Origin of the sequence: Synechococcus sp. CS-1328 (genome assembly GCF_025128095.1) — a bacterium.
Taxonomy (GTDB): domain Bacteria; phylum Cyanobacteriota; class Cyanobacteriia; order PCC-6307; family Cyanobiaceae; genus CBW1002.
In genome coordinates, this window is the sequence record NZ_JAHLYT010000071.1 from 290499 (window position 1) to 308652 (window position 18154).

Consider the following 18154-nt stretch of genomic DNA (forward strand, 5'->3'; position numbering starts at 1 on the left):
CAGGGCCACCGCCAGAACACTCAGCAGCAGCAGACCATTCAGCAGCAGGCCAGGGATGCGCCTCAACCGGCGAGCTCCAGGGGGGTCCCATTCTCCTGGCTGCCGCGATCAGGAGCGGCATCGGTGAGGCGTGGATCCCGATCCGCTGCTGGTGCTGTGTCGGTGTTGATGTCGCTGTTGATGCCGGTGGTGTCAGCATCCGCATCCGGGTGGAAATAGGCCCAGACCTGCTGCGCCAGGGCCGGTCCCACCCCCGGAGCCTCCGCAATCCGCTCGGCACTGGCCAGCTGAATGGCATCAATCGAGCGGAAGTGAGCCAGCAGCTCCTTGACGCGCTTGGGACCCAGGCCAGGAATATCGGAGAGGCGCGAGCGCTTCATCCGCTCCCCCCTCTGCTGACGGTGGAAGCTCACGGCGAAGCGGTGGGCCTCATCACGCAGGCGCCGCAGCAGCTGAACACCCAGCTGCTCGGGCTCGCTCTCGAGCGGCTCCCGGGCACCGGGCAGGAACACCTCCTCCCGCTGTTTGGCCAGGGAGCAGACCACCAGGTCTTCGTCGAGATTCAACTCCCGCAAAGCCTCCATCACCGCCGAGAGCTGGCCCTTGCCGCCGTCGATCATCACCACATCGGGCCAGTCATTGAGCCCGCCGGTGTGCAGCGCCGAATCGGCCGCCCGCCGCAGCTCGCGCAGATCCGCCCCCTCGGCCTTGGCCTGGGCCCAGCGGCGGAAGCGGCGACGCATGATCTCGGCCATGGCCATGAAGTCGTCGGAGTGGCCGGAGCGGATCGAACTGCTCTGGATCTTGTACTTGCGGTAGTGCTGCTTGGCCGGCAGGCCATCGAGAAACACCACCTGCGACGCCACCGCATCACTGCCCTGGATGTGGCTGATGTCGTAGCCCTCGATCCGGCGGGGTGGATGGGCTAGATCAAGCAGCTGGGCCAGATCTTCGGTCGCCAGCGTGTTCTGTTCACTGCTGCGCTGGGCCCGCTCCAGTTCATAGCCGGCATTGCGAACCACCAGCTCGATCAGCTCGGCCTTCTGCTGCCGCTGCGGCACCACCAGCTTCACCCGGCGGCCGCGCCGCTCCGCCAGCCATTCCTCAATCAGGCTCTGCTGGGGCAGGGGGTATTGCAACAGCAGCTCCGGCGGGATCTCCACCGCTTCCACCTGGCTGTAATGCTCCTCGATCACCCGCTGCAGGATCCGGCCGAGAGCCTGCTGCAGCTCAGGAGCGGCTGGCAACTCGCCGCCAGCTCCTTCCTCCGCAGCGGGAAGCGCCACCGCATCAGCAGTGAAACCGAGCCGACCCACCAGCTTGCCGGCCCGCATCTGGAACAGCTGCACCGCCGCCAGCCGGTCATTCGCCGCCAGGGCCAGCACATCGCGGGAGACGGAACTGTCCCCCAGGCTCATCTTCTGATCGGCGGTGAGGTTGGCCAGACCCTGCAGCTGGTCGCGCACCCGAGCTGCCGCCTCGAAATCGAGCCGCTCGGCATAGCGCTCCATCTGGACCTGCAGCAACTCCAGAAGCTCATCATTGCGCCCCTGAAAAATCATCGCCACCTTGCGCAGGATGTGGTGATAATCGTCCGAGCTGATCTTCTCCTGGCAGACACCCGGGCAGCGGCCGATATCAAAATTCAGGCAGGTGCGATCCCGATGCAGCGGCAGGGGCCGTTGCCGCAGCGGAAACACGCGCTTGACCAGGCCCAGGGTGCGGCGCAGCAGGCCCACATCCACATAGGGGCCGTAGAAGCGATCCAGCGGGCTGCGCAAGCGGCGGCGGCGGGTGATGAACAGCCGCGGATAGGCCTCGCTCCAGGTGATGCAGAGATAGGGATACTTCTTGTCGTCCTTAAGCAGCACATTGAAGTGCGGCTGGTTCTGCTTGATCAGGTTCGACTCCAGCGCCAGCGCCTCGGCTTCGCTGTCGGTGACGATGAACTCGATCTCACACACCTGCCGCACCATCAGGCCGATGCGGGGGCTGTGCCCCTGGGAGGCCTGGAAGTAACTGCGCACCCGGTTGCGCAGCAGCTTCGCCTTGCCGATGTAGAGGATGCGGTCGTCGCCGTCGCGCATCAAATAGCAACCTGGCTCCGCAGGCACCGCCTTGAGGCGGGCCCGCAGACGCTCAGGCTGCTGGATCAAGGGGCGCTGGGTCGCACCGGCGGGCTCGGGGAGGGACTCAGCCAAGGGGCAAACCACCGGGTGCTGCGGGGGATCAGCCGCCGTACTGCCAGCCGGTGCTGCTCAGCTCCAGGGCACTGGCATCGCGGTGCAGCACGGCGCTCTTCACCTCACCCACGAACACGGTGTGATCGCCGTGGGCCACCTGACCCACCAGCTCACACTCCACACCGCCCAGGGCCTCATTGAGGATCGGCAGGCCGAGGGGGCCAAGGCTGAACGGTGCCGCATCAAAGCGGCCACCCATGGCCTTCTGGGGCTTGAAGAACACGGCCGCCAGATCCTTCTGATCGGAGCTCAGCACGTTCAAGGAAAACCGGCCGGTGCGCTGGATGATGCCGTTACTGGTGGAATCGGCCCGCACGGCCATCACCACCAGCGGCGGCTCAAACGATCCCTGGGTGACCCAGCTGGCGGTGAAGCCATTCACTTCCTCGCCTTCGGTCACACCGCAGATGAACACCCCATGGGGGATTTTGCGCAGCAGCACCTTCTTGGCTTCCGCGTTCAGGCCGGGCTGGTCGGACATGGCAGGGGAGGGCGCGGACGCCCGCGGCTGTCCTGACTCTAGAAAGCCATCCGCAGGTGAAGCAGCCCATAGGCTTGCTGCCAGCAGGAACGGAGCGATGCGCGCCCTCTATCCCGGCAGCTTCGATCCCCTCACCTTGGGCCACCTCGACCTGATCGAGCGATCCGCCGGCCTGTTTGACGGCGTGATGGTGGCGGTGCTCCAGAACCCGGGCAAGCGACCCGCTTTCAGCCTGGAGCAACGCCTGGAGCAGATCCGGGCCGCCACCGCCCACCTGGCCGGTGTGGAGGTGGGCAGTTTCGACGGGCTCACCGTCGACTTCGCCCGCCAGTGCGGCACCGCCGTGATCCTCAGGGGGCTGCGGGCCCTGAGCGACTTCGAATTCGAACTGCAGATCGCCCACACCAACAAGAGCCTGGCGCCGGCGGTGGAAACCCTCTTCCTGGCCACCGCAGTGCACCACAGCTTCCTGAGCAGTTCAGTGGTGAAGGAGGTCGCCCGCTTCGGTGGGGATGTGCGCCACATGGTGCCGGCGGGAGTGGCGGAAGATCTGGCCAGGCTCTTTAATCGGACATCCCCGACGGCCTGAGATGTCCGAGTTGCGCATCACCGTGCTCGATCAGCTGGAGCAGCTTGAGGAGCTCGTGCTCGATGGCAGCCGCATCCCCTTCAGCGGCGGGCGGCTGGTCAACGAGCAGGACGCCATCGAGCTGATGGATGCGCTGCGGGAGGCTCTGCCTGGTCAGATCGAGCAGGCGGACGAGCTGATCCGTCAGCGGGAGAGCTTCATCGAGAAGGCCCGCCAGCAGGCTGAGGAGATCGTCGCCCAGGCGCGGCGGGAGCGGGAGCAGCTGATTCAGAGCGCCTCTGTGCGCCAGGAAGCGGAACGGCAGAGCTCCGAGATGCGCGAACAGGCCCGCCAGCAGTGTGAGCAGGTGCTGTTACAGGCCCGCCAGCAGGCTGCCCAGGCCGAACAGGAGCACCAGGCCAGGCTTGCCCAGATGGAGCAGCAATTCGCTGCCAGGCGTCAGCACCTTGAACAGGAAGCCCAGGGACGGCGCCAGCAGATGGAGCAGGAGGCGACCGAACGCAACCGCCTCCTGCTGGAACAGCACGAACGGACCCGCCAGCAAAGTCTGCAGGAACTGGAGGGCATTCGCCAGGAAGGTCTGCGGATCCAGCGGGAAAGCCAGGCGGAAGCCGAACGGCTGCAGAACGATGCCCTGCAGTTCCGCCAACAGACCCAGCAACAGTGCGAGCAGCTGATCGCCCGCAGCCGCCAGGAGGCGGCCTCTGTGCAGGAGGGGGCCAATCGCTATGCCGAGCAGGTGCTGGGGGAGCTGGAAGGCCGCCTCAAGGACCTCAGCCAGGTGGTGCTGGCCGGCCGCCGGGAACTGGTGCGCATGCAGACCGAGGAGTCCGTCACCGCCAGCCGGCCAAGCTCCTCGGCGGCAGCTCCAGCCGAGGGTCCCGAGGGCTCCGGCGGATCGGTCAGCCGGGCCCGCCGGGCCGCTGGGCGGCTGCGACAGGTGGCTGGCGGCAGAGGCTGACGACATACTGCCGCCCTCGCCTTCACTACCAGCTAGACGGCTGACTAGACAGCTGGGCAGAGCCCGGCCGTCTGGGCTTGGCGCAGCACCTGACCGATGGTGGTGTTCGGAGCTGATGCCCCATTCGAGATGGCACTCACGTAACGGGTCCCGTCCGGCGAATCGAGCACGCCGCTGATCGAACGCACGCCGCTGATCGTGCCGGTCTTGCCGTGGAAATGGCCCTGCAGCGGTGTGCCCACATAGAGGTTGCGCAGGGTGCCGCGTTGACCCGCGATCGCCATCGAGGCCACGTACTGGCGGCCGTAGGGGTGCTGATCCATGCGCAGCAGCAGGGCCGCGAGCAGGCGGCTGGTGAGGCGGTTGGCCCGGTCCAGACCACTGCCGTCCACGACCCGCAATCCCTCGGTCGGCAGGCCCTGTTCGGTGAGCCAAAGGGTCGCCGCCTGCCGGGCCTGATCAAGATCCCAGGTGCCGCTGGCCTGGCGCAGCAGCACCTCGGCCGTGAAATTGTGGCTCTCGGTGTTGGCCAGGCTGAGCAGCCCGTACATCGGCAACGAGGCCTCCTCATGCAGCAGCACCGCATCGGCAGGCAGGGGTGTGGTGGCTGACACCAGAGCCAGGCGCGCCTTGCCGCCCTGCTGGACCATCAGCTTCTGCAGCAGCGCCTGCAGACGGGCCGGCGGGTTGGCCACGGCATCGTGAATGGCGTTGCTGGTGACCGCCAGGCGCGTGATCGGGGCGCCATAGGCATAGGCCCGATCGGCCGGATTCCAACCTCTGGGCCACCAGGCCTGGGCCGGCTCCTCGGCCAGTTGCAGGGTCACCAGGCCGGACGACTCGCCTGGCCCGCCACCGGAGCCAAGGGCCAGCTTGGCGAAGCGCTGAAGCTGCGGCACCGCCAGATCGGGATCACCCTCGCCCGTGAGGCGCAGGGTGCCATCCGGCAAACGCCATAGGCGGGTGCTGAGGTGATAGTCCGGACCGAGCCGATCGAGGGCGAAAGCGGTGCTGATCAGCTTCTGGTTGGAAGCCGGAATGCGGGGCTGGGTGCCGTTCACATCGGCCAGCAAACGGCCGCTGGAATCTGCCACCGAGACGCTCCAGACCGACCGTTCGCCGCCCAGGGCGGCCAACAGCCGTTGCTGCAGGGCAGGACAGCTCACCTGGGTCTGAAGCCGCGGCAGACCGACCGGTTGCGGGGTGGCGGGCAGGCTCAGGGCCGGGACCGGCTGCAGAGCCACCGGAGGCGGCGCGGCCAGAACCGCCGGCCGCTGCTGGGCAACGGCGCTGAGCGGCGCGGCCAGGAAGCTGAAGGCCGTCAGGGCCAGGACAGACCGTTGGGACAGGCTCAGGCGCTGCGATGACGGCTGGGACAAGCTCAGCCATGGCGACGGGTTGAGCGGGGTCGATGGATTGGATTTGAGCGAGGAATTCGAACCCATCTCAACCCTCCCCGACCTGGAGGCCGGTCACGACACCCTGGACGCGGTATTGCTTGCCCTCGAGCTCCACCGGAGCACCGATCTTGAGGCTCTGGTTGCCGAAGACCACCCCACCCTCACCCTTGCGGCCCTGGCCTTCCAGCACGAAGCGGGCATCAAAACGACCGAACACGGCCTGGTTGGGATCGATCGCCGTGACCACCGAGCCATTCGGCTGCACCGCCACCAGACGGCTCTGCAGCGGGATCAGCTTCTGGATCGCCACGGTGCCGTGGGGCTGGTTACGGATCACGATCGCCACCTTGCCCTCCTTCTCGGCGGAGGCGAGCAGGGCCGCGGGATCAGCCACGGGCACGCCACGCACGTCGACCATCACCGTGACGGTCTGCAGATCACCGGTGGCCTGGGCCACGGCACTGCTCAGTTTCGGGCTCCAGATCACGCCGGCAGCGGCCAGCAGCACGGCAACGGCTGCACCCGCATCCACCAGGCTCCAGCCGCGGGGTCGGGATGCGGGGGAATCAGCCATGGGCCTCAAGCTTTGCGCGCAGTGTAAGGAGGGCAACCAGGGCCCTCAAGCCCCGAGGCGAAAGCGGGAGTGCTGGTTTCCATTGCATAGACCAACTGGTTTCCGTGGCGCAGGCCCACTGGCTTCCGTGGTGCGGATTGGCTGGCCTCAGTTGCGCAGGCCTTCGATGAACTGATCCAGCACCCGCATCTGTCCGCCCAGATCGAGACCCCCCTCTCCGGCCAGGGCCAGGGCCTGCTGCTCGGCATCGGGCTTCTGTTCGAACGTGGTGCAGAGGCGGTAGCCATCGGGATCGAGGCGGTAGAGCTCCCAGGGGCCGGGGTAGCACCGTCTCAGGGTCGCCTCCGCCTGGGGAAGCAGCGCATAGGCGCTCTGCCAGCCCGCCAGGAAGCCGCGGCGCCGCTCCCGGGCGACGCTACCGATCCCCACCGCCGCATCCTCCAGGGAACTGTTCACCAGCACCACGGCGCCGCGATGGCCGCCACAGACCTGCTCCACCAACTCGTATTCCGCCTGGCTGGCTCCCACCAGCAGCAGCAGCTCCTGGCCCGGGGCCTCACTCTGGCGGCGGATCTGGTCGCTGAAACTGGCGATGCAACCGGCCAGATCAGGAGCATCCCGCTTCGCCAGGGCGGTAGCGCCAGCATCACCGAACAGCAGGCGCAGCTCCTGGCCCGTCTCCTGCATCGCCGAGGCCAGCCGCAGCACCACCGGCAGCACCCGCAATCCTTCGAAGCGCCACTCCAAGGTCCAGCGGCCCTTGGCGTCGGCGAGGAGCGCGGCCTTCAGCGCCTCGAGGGCCTGCAACTCGGCGGCGCGCAGATCGGCGGGAAGCATCGGCAAGGGGCGAGATCGGCGCGACCCTACCCAGCCCGCCCGTCAACGCCGGCTGAACCCGCTGCGAGGTCGGCACGGGCCCACTGCAGCGCCGCCGGGAATCCCTCCAGATCGGCCTGGCTCAGCCAGGGGCCAAGACTGAGACGCAGGCCGCTGGCCGCCTCATCCGGGCTGTACCCCATCGCCAGCAGCACGGGGCTGGCATCCGGACGCAGCCGCAGAGATTCCCCGTCGGGGACCGCGGTGCGGGATGACCCGGTGCGCCCAAGACCTTTGCGGGCAGAACTGCTGCAGGCCGAACCGCTGCTCACCGCGTAGCCGTGGCGCCACAGCGCCCGCACCAGATCCCGGCCCGCCAGGGGGCGGCCAGCGGCATCGGCGACCAGGAGGCTGATGTGATGGGGCAGGCGTCCATCGGGATCGGCGGGATGGGGCCCACTCAGGCGCACTCCCTCGAGCTTCAGCAGTGTCGCCAGCAGGCGGTTGCGCAGGGGGAGCAGCGGATCGAGGCCGCCATGGCGGTGCAGCCGCGCGGCGGCCAGATCCAGCGCGGTGGCGAAACCGGCGGCGAGGCCAACCGGCTCGGTGCCGCCACGACGCCCGCCCTCCTGACCGCCGCCGCCGATCAGGGGGTCGATCTCCACCCCCGGCGCCAGGACCAGAGCACCGATCCCCCGTGGTCCCTGCAGCTTGTGGGCGGTGAGGCTGAGCAGGTCGACCGGCAGGCGGCCCAGATCGATGCCGCGGTGGCCCACCACCTGCACCGCATCGGTATGGAACGGCACTCCAGCGGCTCGGCAGCGGGCGCCGATGGCCTCGATCGGCTGCAGCGCCCCCACCTCGCTCTGGCCCCAGATCACCGAGACCAGCCGGGTCGGCGGCTGAAGCAGCTCCTCGAGCCGATCCAGGCGCACCACCCCACGCCGTTCGACCGGCAGGGCCTGCACCTGCCAGCCACGGGCCTGGAGCCGGGCTGCCGCCGCCGCCAGTGCGGGGTGCTCCACCGCGGAGATCAGCAGCCGGCCCGGCTGCATCCGAGCCGCCATGCCGAGCAGGGCCGCATGGTTGGCCTCACTGCCGCCGGAGACGAACACCAGTCGATCGGGCTCCACCCCCAGATGGGTGGCGATCGAGACCCGGCTGCGCTCCAGCCGCTCGGCCGCCGCCAGGCCGTAGCCATGCAGGCTGGAGGGATTGGCCCAGGCCTCCGCGTCAGCGGCAGCCATGGCCGCCAGCACCGCCGGAGCCGGCGGAGTGGTGGCACAGGCATCGAGGTAGACCTCAGCCGCCAAGGGGACCATTCGCTTCGATCCGGGCCCGGGTGCGGTCGTCCAGGGAGTTGGTGGCGATCGCGACCAGGTCGTCGAGGGAGCGGCTTTCCAGCAGGGCCGCCACGCGGGCGCGGGCCTCGGCGCTGGGGCAGGCATCCTGCCGCACACAGCCGTTCACGCAGACCACGGCACAGTTGATCTCGGGCAGGGAAGAAACAGCTGTGGTGGCCGAAGCCACCGGTTCTGGAGCCGCAGCATCAGCGGCGGGATCACCGACGAATCCAGCGGAATCCGCACGAGGAGATGGGGACGGTTCGACAGAACCCTGCTGGTCCGGATCGTGCTGATCAAGATCCAGCAGGGCCGGAGCCACCACGCCGTCGAAGACGGCCTCGGCCGGGCCGGTCATGAACAGATGGTCCGTGGCCTCGTCCCAGTCGATCTCCAGGGGGCCGCCGGGCAGATCGAGCCGGGCGCGGCGTTCGCTGAGGCCGAGCCGGTGGCAGACCACCAGGGTGGCGCAGGCACCGGTGCCACAGGCCAGTGTGGGCCCGGCACCGCGTTCCCACACCCGCATCACCAGGTGGCTGGGGGAGAGCACCTGGACGAAGTGAACATTGGTGCGGGCTGGAAAGGCCGGATGCACCTCCAGCGCCGCGCCGAAGCTTTCCAGCTCCACCAGCGCCACATCGGTGACCGGAATCACCACATGGGGATTGCCCATGCCGGCGGCGCCGACTGAAAAGGTATACCCAGCCGCCTCCAGATCCCCCTGGGGGATGCCGGCCTCGCCCACGGGCAGGGTGGTCGGGACCGCCTCGGGGTCGAGCAGGGGCCTGCCCATGTCCACCCGGATCGTGCCGCCCTCCTGCAGTTCCGGCACGATCCGGCCCGCCAGGGTCTCGATCTGCCACTGGCGGCCCGGTTCATCGCCATCGCTGTCCGCCAGGAAGCGGGCCAGACAGCGGATGCCGTTGCCGCACATCTCCGGTTCGGTGCCATCGGCGTTGAAGATCCGCATCCGCAGCTCTCCCCCCTGGCCCGGAGGCAGGGCCAGGATCACCCCATCGCCGCCCACACCGAAGCGCCGATCGCAGAGACGGCGCACCAGCTCGGGGGTGAGGCCCAGGCTGTCGTCCTCCTCGGCGGCGTTGCGCCCGTCGAGCATCAGGAAATCGTTGCCCAGGCCTTGATACTTGCTGAACTGGAGCACGATGGTGCGCGACAGGAGCTGAGGGTGATCCTAGGAAGGGCGCCCCACCAGCCCGGCAGCCGACCAGCCCGTGCGCCCGCCATGGACAACCCCTTTACAGACCGTCGCGGTCAGATTCTCGACACCACCCAGCCGGGCATCCGCCACATCCAGGACATGATCCGGGAACACAAGCCGGTCAGCGTGCTGATGCAGAGCGGCAGTGAGATGGAGGGAATCATCCTCTGGCAGGACGTCGAATACATCGGGCTGCAGCACGAAGACGGCCGGCCACTGGTGCTGATCAACCGCCACGCCATCAGCGTGCTGCGCGCCCTCGGTTGACCGACGGGATCAGCCGGGACCACCAGGCTGAACCAGCAGGCCTGTGGCACGATCACAGGCTGCCCTGCGGCCCGTCTTCCACGGCCGGGACCGCGCCGTGACCGACTCCGCCGTGAACGATTCCTCCCGTTACCAGCCGCAGGCCCTCGAAACGCGCTGGCAGGAGCTCTGGGATCGCCACCAGCTGCATCGCACGCCGGAGCCAGGCAGCGGTGAGAGTTTCTATGCCCTGTCGATGTTCCCCTATCCCTCGGGGAATCTGCACATGGGCCATGTGCGCAACTACGTGATCACCGATGTGATCGCCCGGGCGGCCCGGATGCGGGGCAAGGCGGTGCTGCATCCGATGGGCTGGGACGCCTTCGGCCTGCCGGCCGAGAACGCCGCCATCGAGCGGGGCGTGGAGCCCGGTGCCTGGACCGACCAGAACATCGCCTCGATGCGCGAGCAGCTCAAGCAGCTGGGCCTCTCGATCGACTGGCAGCGCGAGGTGGCCACCTGCCATGCCGATTACTACCGCTGGACCCAGTGGTTGTTCCTGCAGTTCCTTGACGCCGGTCTGGCGTACCAGAAGGACGCCACCGTGAACTGGGACCCGATCGACCAGACGGTGCTGGCCAACGAGCAGGTGGACAGCGAGGGCCGCTCCTGGCGCTCCGGCGCCCTTGTCGAGAAGCGCAAGCTGCGCCAGTGGTTCCTGAAGATCACCGCCTACGCCGACCAGCTGCTCGACGACCTCGACACGCTGCAGGGCTGGCCGGAGCGGGTGCGCACCATGCAGGCCAACTGGATCGGCCGCAGCACAGGCGCTGAACTCAGCTTTGAGGTGGTGGACGCCAAGGGAGAGGCGAGCGGCGAACTGATCAGCGTGTTCACCACCCGTCCGGACACGATTTTCGGCGCCAGCTATGTGGTGCTGGCGCCGGAGCACCCCCTGGTGGCCCAGCTCACCACTGCGGAGCAGTCGATCCACGTCGAAGCCTTCTGCGATCTGGTGAGCCGCCAGAGCGAACAGGAGCGCACCGCCGAAGACAAGCCCAAACGGGGCGTGCCGATCGGTGCCATGGTGCGCAACCCCGCCACGGGTGGCCTGATCCCCCTCTGGATCGCCAACTATGTGCTGGCGGAGTACGGCACCGGCGCCGTGATGGGCGTGCCCGCCCACGACCATCGGGACTTCGTGTTCGCGCGGCAGTACGAACTGCCGGTGCAGCAGGTGATCATTCCCGAGGGCAGTGATGAACACGCCTTCGAGGGAGGCGCCTGGACCGAATCGGGCGTGCTGATCCATTCCGGCCCCTTCGATGGGATGCGGAGTCGCGAGGCCAAGCAGGCCATCACCGAGGCGGCGGAGCAGCAGGGATGGGGCACGGTCAAGGTGCAGTTTCGCCTGCGCGATTGGCTGATCTCCCGCCAGCGCTACTGGGGCTGTCCGATTCCGGTGATCCACTGCGAGACCTGCGGCGTGGTGCCGGTGCCGGCCGAGCAGCTTCCGGTGGAGCTGCCCCAGGGCATTGCTCTGGCCGGCAGGGGCGGCTCGCCCCTGGCCCAGCTGGAGCACTGGGTGACGGTGGACTGCCCCTGCTGCGGCAAACCCGCCCGCCGCGAGACCGACACCATGGACACCTTCATGTGTTCGTCGTGGTATTTCCTGCGCTACAGCGACGCCAGCAACACGCAAGTCCCGTTCAGCCGCGAGGCGGTGGATGCCTGGTTGCCTGTGGATCAGTACGTGGGCGGCATCGAACACGCCATCCTGCATCTGCTCTACTCCCGCTTCTTCACCAAGGTGCTGCGTGATCGGGGCCTGCTGGGCTTCGATGAGCCCTTCAGCCGCCTGCTCACCCAGGGCATGGTGCAGGGGATCACCTACAAGAATCCCCACAGCGGCAAGTACATCGCACCGGCGGATGTGGCTGACCCCACCGATCCGCGCGACCCGAACTCTGGCGAAGTTCTGGAGGTCTTCTACGAGAAGATGTCGAAGTCAAAATATAATGGTGTTGATCCTTCCGTGGTGATCGACCGTTATGGCGCCGACACGGCGCGCATGTTCATTCTCTTCAAGGCGCCGCCCGAGAAGGATCTCGAATGGGACGACGCCGATGTGGAGGGCCAGTATCGCTTCCTGCAGCGGATCTGGCGCCTTGTGGAGGCCGCCTCGGAGCGAGGACTGAGCCTGGCCGCTGGGGCTGGCAGCTCGGAGGCTGTGGCGGCGGCGATCGCGGCGGCAGGGGGCAGCCCTGACCTCCTGGACGACGAACGGGAGCTGCGCCGGGCGGTGCATACCGCCATCGCCGCCGTGACTGACGACCTGACCGGCGAGGAGTTGCAGTGCAACACAGCCGTTTCGGAGCTGATGAAGCTCAGCAATGCCATGGCCAGCCACCTGGCGGCCAGTGGCGACGTCTTCGCCGCCGAAGCCCTGCGCACCCTGCTGCTGCTGCTGGCCCCCTTCGCGCCCCATCTGGCCGAGGAGCTGTGGCTGAACCTCGGCGGCCGCCGCGACAGCGATGACCTGGCCAGCACCAGCATCCACGCCCAGCCCTGGCCCACGGCCGACGCCTCAGCTCTGGTGCGCAGCACCATCCCGCTGGTGATCCAGGTCAAGGGCAAGGTGCGCGGCAACCTGGAGGTGCCGGCGGATGCCGATGCCGCCACCCTGGAACGCCTGGCCCTGGCCAGCGACATCGCCGCCAAGTGGCTCCAGGGTCAGCCACCGCGCCGGGTGATCGTGGTGCCGGGCAAGCTGGTGAACCTGGTGCCCTGAGGCTCAGGCGCGACGGAACACCAGGGAGGCCGGCTCGCCCCAGTTCCCATCCGCCTGATAGCCGCGGTCGTTGCCGCAGAGGTGACGCAGGATCCAGAAGAGCGGTTCGGGACTGTCCGATCCGAGTTCGTTCTGGAGGGCGGCCAGGGAACGGGGCTGGCCATCGGCCAGGGTGCCTTCGAGCCGCTCCTGCAGCGACAGAATCACCGCGGCCGCCTTCTTGCCGGCCTCGACTCCGGGCTGGTCGTAGGCATTGATGTTGACCAGTTCGGCGTAGAAGCCCACGGCCCGCTCGAACAACGCGATCAGGGCACCGAGAGCTCGGGCATCGAAGCGGCGCAGGGTGATCGCCATCGATTGCCGACCTCCTTCCATCAGGGCTGAGCGGGTGCCCTGCAGGAAGCCCTCGAGAAAATCACCGGGCCGATCCCCCTGAACCGGTTCGATGTCGGTGGCATCATCGAGGGCTTCGATGAAGATGACGAAGAAGTTGTCGACTCCATCGCGGAGTTGCTGCACGTAGGCGTGCTGATCGGTGGAGCCCTTGTTGCCGTACACGGCAATGCCCTGGTTGACGATCAGGCCGTCTCGATCGCGCTGCTTGCCGAGCGACTCCATCACCAGCTGCTGCAGATAGCGGCTGAACACCTCGAGGCGATCGCGGTAGGGGAGCACCACCATGTCGCGGGCGCCATGGCCCTCGCCGGCCTGGTACCAGGAAGCAGCCATCAGGGCAGCAGGATTGCTCTCGAGGCTGGCCACCCGCGTGGCTTCATCCATCGCTGCGGCACCGCCGAGGAAGGAGCGGATGTCGGCTCCCGCCAGAGCCCCCGGCAGCAGACCCACGGCGCTGGTGATGCTGGTGCGCCCGCCAACCCAGTCGAACATGTCGAAGCGCTGCAACCAGCCCTCCTGTTCGGCGAGGCGATCGAGCTGGCTGCCCCGCATGGTCACGGCCACGGCCTGGGCGGCCCAGGTGCCGCCGCGGCTCTCGAGGCGGGCGCGGGCCTGCTGCATGCCCAGCCTCGGTTCCGGCGTTCCACCGGACTTGCTGACCACGATCACCAGGGTGGTGGCCAGCCGCTCCTCCAGGGCCCGCAGGGTGCGGCTCATCCCCTGGGGGTCGACGTTGTCGAAGAAGTGAAAGGGCAGGCCCGCCTCCTGCTCCTGCAGGGCGCGGATGATCAGCAGCGGCCCCAGACCCGAGCCACCGATGCCGATCCAGAGCACATCTGTGAAAGGGCGGCCGCACGGGGCCATCAGCTCACCGGCGAGGATGCGGCGTCCAAAGGTCTCGATCTGATCGACTTCGCTGGCAATGTGGGCGCCGCTCTCGGCATCGGGGGCCAGCTGCGGTGCCCGCAGCCAGTAGTGCCCCACCATCCGCTGTTCGTCGGGATTGGCGATGGCGCCATCCTCCAGGGCCGTCATCGCCTCAAAGGCCTGGGCAAAGCGCGGACGGAGAGCGTCAAGGCTGGGCTGATCGAGCGCCATGCGGCTCACATCCAGCCAGAAGCCAAGGGCCTCGTCGTGCCAGAGCAGGGCGCAGAAGCGGTCCCACTGGGTCGCCGGATCGTGGCCGTTGAACGCGGGAAGCTGGGACATGGGGCCTGGAACCGCCTGCGGTGATCAAATTGACGGTATCGGGGGGGCGAGAAGAACCGCAACTGCACACTCCTGAAGGGAGATGGGGACGAATCTCTTTACACTTTCTCTCAAGAACTCCCCCCCACCCCTCAGGACTCTCCCCCTTCGTGCTGCGCTTCCTGCACCATCGCGTTTCCGGAGAAGCCTCAGGGGCCCCTTCTCTCCGCTCGGAACCGGGCACCGTCAAGCAGGTCGTACCGCCCTCCGGCAGACGTGAGAACAGGATGCGACGTCGCGAGCTGGTTGCCGCCACGGCTCTGATCGTCATGGCCCTGGGGGGTCTCGGAGAATCAAGACACCCCCTTCCCTTCCTGATCAGCGACTCGGCTCAGTCCGGCAGCCTCAGCGGCGCCAGCCGCGAGGCCATCGGCTCCGTCAGTGAGGGTCAGCGGGTCAATCCGATCGATTTCACTCCCGAGGAACTGCGGGAGTTGCAGAAGCGCTTCGGGGTGCATGGACCTCAGCCGCCCCTGGCGCAATTGCTCACGGAGGGCCTCGACCAGCTCGAACCGCTCCGCTCTCACACCCTCACCCGGCTGGAAGAGCTACGGCCGGTGATCCTGAGTGAATCCCTGCGCCGCAAGGTCAATCCGATGCTGGTGGCTGCGGTGCTGTTCGATGAGATGCAGCATGCCAAGCCCGGCGAAAGCCACCCGATCGCCGCCCACTCCGGCTTGTTCAGCACCCTCGGCCCCGCCCAGCTGGGGTTGGGGGAAATGGTGCACCAGGGCCTGCTCTCGCCCGATGCGACCCAGGAGGAACTGGAGGCGGCGCGCGATGCCTTGCTGGATCCGGAGCGCAACGTGACCCTCTTGGTGGGCAAATTCGAGCGACTCCAGAAGGAACTCAAGCTGGGCAGTCCGTTGCCGCCGATCGCGAGCCGCTCCCCCCACGAAGCCAAGGCCCTCGCCACCCTGGCCTACCTGCACAACGGCAAGCTCGACTACCCCTCTCGGGTGCTGCGCTACATGCAGGACCCCGCACTCCACGCCCTCCTCTACGGCAACCGCCGCAAGCAACCCGCTCCCCTGATCTGAGCTGGTCTGACCAGGTCTGATTTGATCTGATTTGATCTGATCTGATCCAGCAGTCCTCGTGGTCCAGCCTCGGGTTGGAGACCGATGCGGTGGATTCAGCGGGAGGGGCAGAGCATCCCCAGCGCCGCCAGCCGCACTTCCAGCGCACGCCAGTCAAAGCTGCGGGGATCGGCTCGCTCACCGCCGAGATCGACGTAGCGGTGGGTGGTGATGTTCTGGGGCGGGAAGTCGAAACGCCGCATCCAGTCGGTTAGCACCACCGCCATGGCGTCGTACTGGGCGGAGCTGTAGCCGCTGTGGCCGGGGCCATCGTCTTCACCGTCCAGCGGGGTTTCGAGGCTGAGATGCAAGGCGAAGTTGTTGACCGAACCACTCACCTTGGGATTGGTGATCACCCAGAGACCGTTGAAGGCGGAGTTGCCGGCCCCGAAGGCCCGCTGGGACGGATCCACCGTGTTGATCACCGCCCCATCTCCGCCGATCAAGGTGTGATAGCTGACCTGATCGTCGTCGTTCGGATGGGGGGTGACGAAGGTGTTGAGGGCTGAGCCGATGCCGTAGACGGTTTCGTGCAGCACCACCACCTTCGGGGTGGGATCCACCGGATTGCCGAAGGCATCGTGATCGAAGCGGCTGCCGAAATTGCTGGGATCGATCTGCACGCGCTGGGGGTTGTTCTGCAGAACGGCCAGGCGGTTCTCCAGCCGTTGGCGCAGGGCTGCCGGAGCTGGCGCGCAGGATGGGCGCAAGGGGGAGCGCCAGACGTGCCCCTGGGGTGGTGGGGGAGCCTGACGACGACCCGACGCTGGCGCCATCGGCGCCTGGCGCACCTCCTGCAGGATCTCCAGCAGAGAGGGGCTGCCTTCGGCACCGGTGGCGGAGGCGATCAGCTGGCGCGCCATCCAGCCCAGCCCTCCCAGGCCCAACACACCGGCAGCACCGATGGCCACCAGGGCCGGGGGGGCGATCACGGTGGCAGTGGGAGCCGTCCGGCGGCGCCAACGCCGCCGCAGCGCCACGCGGGCCCGCCTCATGGCACCACCCCGAACCAGGCCGAGCGTTGGGCGAGGGCAGCGGCGGCGGCGGTGGGATCCGCTTGCAGAGACCAGGCCTTCACCGCCGGCGGCCAGGGCTGCAGCCAATGGGCACGCACCAGTCCATCGCGGCAGACCAGCAGCTCCAGGGCTGGGATCTCAGCAACCAGGGCCCCAGCCTCGGCTGCAGCTGGGTTCCACGCCGGGCGAAGGGGATCGTTCCAGATCGCCTCCAGATCCGCGACAGCCCGGAGTCGCTGCCCATCCACCGCCAGCAGTTCGTCGCCTACATCGAGACCAGCCTGTTCGGCCGGGCCGCCCCGCACCACCCCCTTGACACGCAGAACCCCGGGGCCAGTCTCATCCAAACTGAGGCCCAGATCGGGGAGATCTTGCAGCTCCGGCAGCAACTGCAGGCCCACCGTGGCGAGGTAGCCATCCAGATCGGGTTCATCCACCTCGGCGCTACCCTCCAGCCAACGGGGCAACAGGTGGGCCAGATCGGCAGCCTCAGCGGTGAAGGCCTCGAGCAGATCGGCCTCGCGGTACCCCCGTCCGCAGCGACCGAGCGCCGTCCAGAGCCGGCGCAGCACCTGGGCCAGGCAGGAGCCGGAGCGCCGCAGGTGCAGATCCAGCACCAGGGCGAGCACAGCACCCTTGAGGTAGTAGCTCACCTGGTTGTCGGGGGAATAGGCATCGGCCCGGTAGAGCTTCACCCAGGCCTCTTCACTGCTGCTGCGCAGGCTTTGCACCCGCCGCCCTCGGTTGAGGCGATAGCGGCTGAGATCAGCGCCGAGATCCTCCAGCAGGGCCGCTTCGTCGCTGCAACCGGCCAGCAGGGGCAGGAATTGGTCGAAGTAGCTGGTCACCCCTTCGGCAAACCAGAGGGTGGGCACGATCGCGGCGCTGCAGTAGTCGATTGGCGTCAGTTCCGCTGGTCGCAGGCGCCGCACGTTCCACTGGTGCAGGTACTCATGGGCCACGAGCTGCAGCAACTTGCGCCGGCCATCGGGCTTGGCCAGAGCACGGCGGCCGTACTGGAGCACGGTGCTGCGGTCGTGCTCAAGGCCGCCATAGCCGTTGTCCAGCAGGTGGAGCACGAACAAATAGTCCGGCGCTGCCGGTGCCGCTTCGCCGATCAGGCGGCAGCAGGCGAGGCAGACCATTTCCACATCGCTGAGCCAGGCCGGATCAAACGCCGGTAGATCACCGCCCCAACCCACCCAGCGGTGGGGCACCCCAGCGACGGTGAAGGCATGGCTGGGGTGGGGGCCGGCTTCGACCGGCGTGTCGATCAGCTGATCGGCATCGGCGGCGCACCAGCGGCCCTGGTCGTTGCGCGGCAGGGGCACGAAGGGCTCCCACCCGTCTGGCAAGCGCAGCTCCAGTTCATGGGGAGACCATCGCTCGCCTTCCAGCAGCAGCAGCACCGCCGCCAGAGCGAGAAAGCCGTGGTCGCCGCAGAGGTGACAGGTGCGTACCGTCAGCTCGGTGGCCTGCAGGGCATAAGCGATCGTCAGGTCTTCCGGACCCACCCCATCGAGCTGCCAGAGGCTCGGCCCCAGCCGGCGGGGCTTCAGGACTCGGCCAGCCTGCAGCACCTCCAACCCTTCCAGGTGGCGCACGTACTCCCGCAGCAAATAGGAGCCGGGTGTCCAGCGCGGCAGGCTGAAACGCAGGCAAGCCGATCGGGGCTTGAAGGCCAGCCTGGCCCGCACCAGGTGCTGATGGGGCTCCGAAAGATCCAGCGTCAGCAAAGGCACCGGCAGCCGC

General features: G+C 67.8%; 15 protein-coding genes. 5 read left to right on the plus strand and 10 right to left on the minus strand.

Features of this window, described 5'->3' with window-relative positions:
• Nucleotides 1-62 precede the first annotated feature (62 nt).
• Together uvrC and KQ310_RS14680 are read right to left on the minus strand one after the other, a co-directional pair.
• Nucleotides 63-2201, minus strand: coding sequence for an excinuclease ABC subunit UvrC (uvrC, locus tag KQ310_RS14675; protein WP_259722456.1), 2139 nt, complete (start codon nt 2199-2201; stop codon nt 63-65).
• A gap of 28 nt (nt 2202-2229) precedes the next feature.
• Entirely contained in the window at nt 2230-2724 is a 495-nt protein-coding gene (locus KQ310_RS14680; protein ID WP_259722457.1) for a flavin reductase family protein, read from the minus strand.
• A gap of 97 nt (nt 2725-2821) precedes the next feature.
• On the opposite strand from KQ310_RS14680, the gene coaD reads away from it, so the two are divergent.
• Both coaD and KQ310_RS14690 read left to right on the plus strand, forming a co-directional pair.
• Nucleotides 2822-3313, plus strand: a complete 492-nt coding sequence (gene coaD, locus KQ310_RS14685) for a pantetheine-phosphate adenylyltransferase (RefSeq protein WP_259722458.1) — start codon at nt 2822-2824, stop codon at nt 3311-3313.
• 1 nt (nt 3314) lies between these two features.
• The gene (locus KQ310_RS14690; RefSeq protein WP_259722459.1) at nt 3315-4274 is read left to right on the plus strand and encodes a hypothetical protein; all 960 of its coding nucleotides are present in this window, start codon (nt 3315-3317) and stop codon (nt 4272-4274) included.
• A gap of 44 nt (nt 4275-4318) precedes the next feature.
• Here KQ310_RS14690 and KQ310_RS14695 read toward each other — a convergent pair whose 3' ends face one another.
• The 5 genes from KQ310_RS14695 to dapF form a co-directional block, all read right to left on the minus strand.
• Entirely contained in the window at nt 4319-5653 is a 1335-nt protein-coding gene (locus tag KQ310_RS14695; RefSeq protein WP_259722460.1) for a D-alanyl-D-alanine carboxypeptidase/D-alanyl-D-alanine-endopeptidase, read from the minus strand.
• A 67-nt stretch (nt 5654-5720) separates the two neighbouring features.
• Entirely contained in the window at nt 5721-6248 is a 528-nt protein-coding gene (locus KQ310_RS14700; protein WP_259722461.1) for a DUF4330 domain-containing protein, read from the minus strand.
• A gap of 147 nt (nt 6249-6395) precedes the next feature.
• Nucleotides 6396-7085, minus strand: coding sequence for a DUF1995 family protein (locus KQ310_RS14705; RefSeq protein WP_259722462.1), 690 nt, complete (start codon nt 7083-7085; stop codon nt 6396-6398).
• Nucleotides 7086-7111: 26 nt separating this feature from the next.
• Nucleotides 7112-8386, minus strand: coding sequence for a cysteine desulfurase family protein (locus KQ310_RS14710; RefSeq protein WP_259722463.1), 1275 nt, complete (start codon nt 8384-8386; stop codon nt 7112-7114).
• Nucleotides 8367-9569 (minus strand): diaminopimelate epimerase, encoded by a 1203-nt coding sequence (gene dapF, locus KQ310_RS14715; protein WP_259722464.1) that lies wholly within the window; start codon nt 9567-9569, stop codon nt 8367-8369. The genes KQ310_RS14710 and dapF overlap by 20 nt, the downstream gene beginning before the upstream one ends.
• 81 nt (nt 9570-9650) lie before the next feature.
• Here dapF and KQ310_RS14720 point away from each other — a divergent pair, with 81 nt between their 5' ends.
• A complete protein-coding gene (locus KQ310_RS14720) occupies nt 9651-9893 on the plus strand; it encodes an Hfq-related RNA-binding protein (protein WP_259722465.1) in 243 nt (80 codons plus the stop codon).
• Between the two features lie 64 nt (nt 9894-9957).
• A complete protein-coding gene (gene leuS, locus KQ310_RS14725; RefSeq protein ID WP_399238634.1) occupies nt 9958-12663 on the plus strand; it encodes a leucine--tRNA ligase in 2706 nt (901 codons plus the stop codon).
• 3 nt (nt 12664-12666) lie between these two features.
• Here leuS and KQ310_RS14730 read toward each other — a convergent pair whose 3' ends face one another.
• Nucleotides 12667-14268, minus strand: coding sequence for a glucose-6-phosphate isomerase (locus tag KQ310_RS14730; RefSeq protein WP_259722466.1), 1602 nt, complete (start codon nt 14266-14268; stop codon nt 12667-12669).
• A gap of 266 nt (nt 14269-14534) precedes the next feature.
• On the opposite strand from KQ310_RS14730, the gene KQ310_RS14735 reads away from it, so the two are divergent.
• Complete coding sequence (locus KQ310_RS14735; RefSeq protein WP_259722467.1) at nt 14535-15347, plus strand: helicase DnaB; 813 nt, start codon at nt 14535-14537, stop codon at nt 15345-15347.
• 95 nt (nt 15348-15442) lie between these two features.
• Here KQ310_RS14735 and KQ310_RS14740 read toward each other — a convergent pair whose 3' ends face one another.
• On the minus strand, nt 15443-16381 hold the full coding sequence (locus KQ310_RS14740; RefSeq protein WP_259722468.1) for an N-acetylmuramoyl-L-alanine amidase: 939 nt from the start codon (nt 16379-16381) through the stop codon (nt 15443-15445).
• The gene (locus tag KQ310_RS14745; RefSeq protein WP_259722469.1) at nt 16378-18144 is read right to left on the minus strand and encodes a M61 family metallopeptidase; all 1767 of its coding nucleotides are present in this window, start codon (nt 18142-18144) and stop codon (nt 16378-16380) included. The genes KQ310_RS14740 and KQ310_RS14745 overlap by 4 nt, the downstream gene beginning before the upstream one ends.
• Between the last annotated feature and the right edge of the window lie 10 nt (nt 18145-18154).

Coding starts and splice junctions, on each gene's coding strand:
- KQ310_RS14690 (WP_259722459.1), top strand. CDS start 3,315: ATGTCCGAGTTGCGCATCACCGTGCTCGATCAGCTGGAGCAGCTTGAG.
- KQ310_RS14710 (WP_259722463.1), bottom strand. CDS start 8,386: ATGGTCCCCTTGGCGGCTGAGGTCTACCTCGATGCCTGTGCCACCACT.
- KQ310_RS14730 (WP_259722466.1), bottom strand. CDS start 14,268: ATGTCCCAGCTTCCCGCGTTCAACGGCCACGATCCGGCGACCCAGTGG.
- KQ310_RS14705 (WP_259722462.1), bottom strand. CDS start 7,085: ATGCTTCCCGCCGATCTGCGCGCCGCCGAGTTGCAGGCCCTCGAGGCG.
- KQ310_RS14720 (WP_259722465.1), top strand. CDS start 9,651: ATGGACAACCCCTTTACAGACCGTCGCGGTCAGATTCTCGACACCACC.
- KQ310_RS14740 (WP_259722468.1), bottom strand. CDS start 16,381: ATGAGGCGGGCCCGCGTGGCGCTGCGGCGGCGTTGGCGCCGCCGGACG.
- KQ310_RS14680 (WP_259722457.1), bottom strand. CDS start 2,724: ATGTCCGACCAGCCCGGCCTGAACGCGGAAGCCAAGAAGGTGCTGCTG.
- coaD (WP_259722458.1), top strand. CDS start 2,822: ATGCGCGCCCTCTATCCCGGCAGCTTCGATCCCCTCACCTTGGGCCAC.
- KQ310_RS14700 (WP_259722461.1), bottom strand. CDS start 6,248: ATGGCTGATTCCCCCGCATCCCGACCCCGCGGCTGGAGCCTGGTGGAT.
- KQ310_RS14735 (WP_259722467.1), top strand. CDS start 14,535: ATGCGACGTCGCGAGCTGGTTGCCGCCACGGCTCTGATCGTCATGGCC.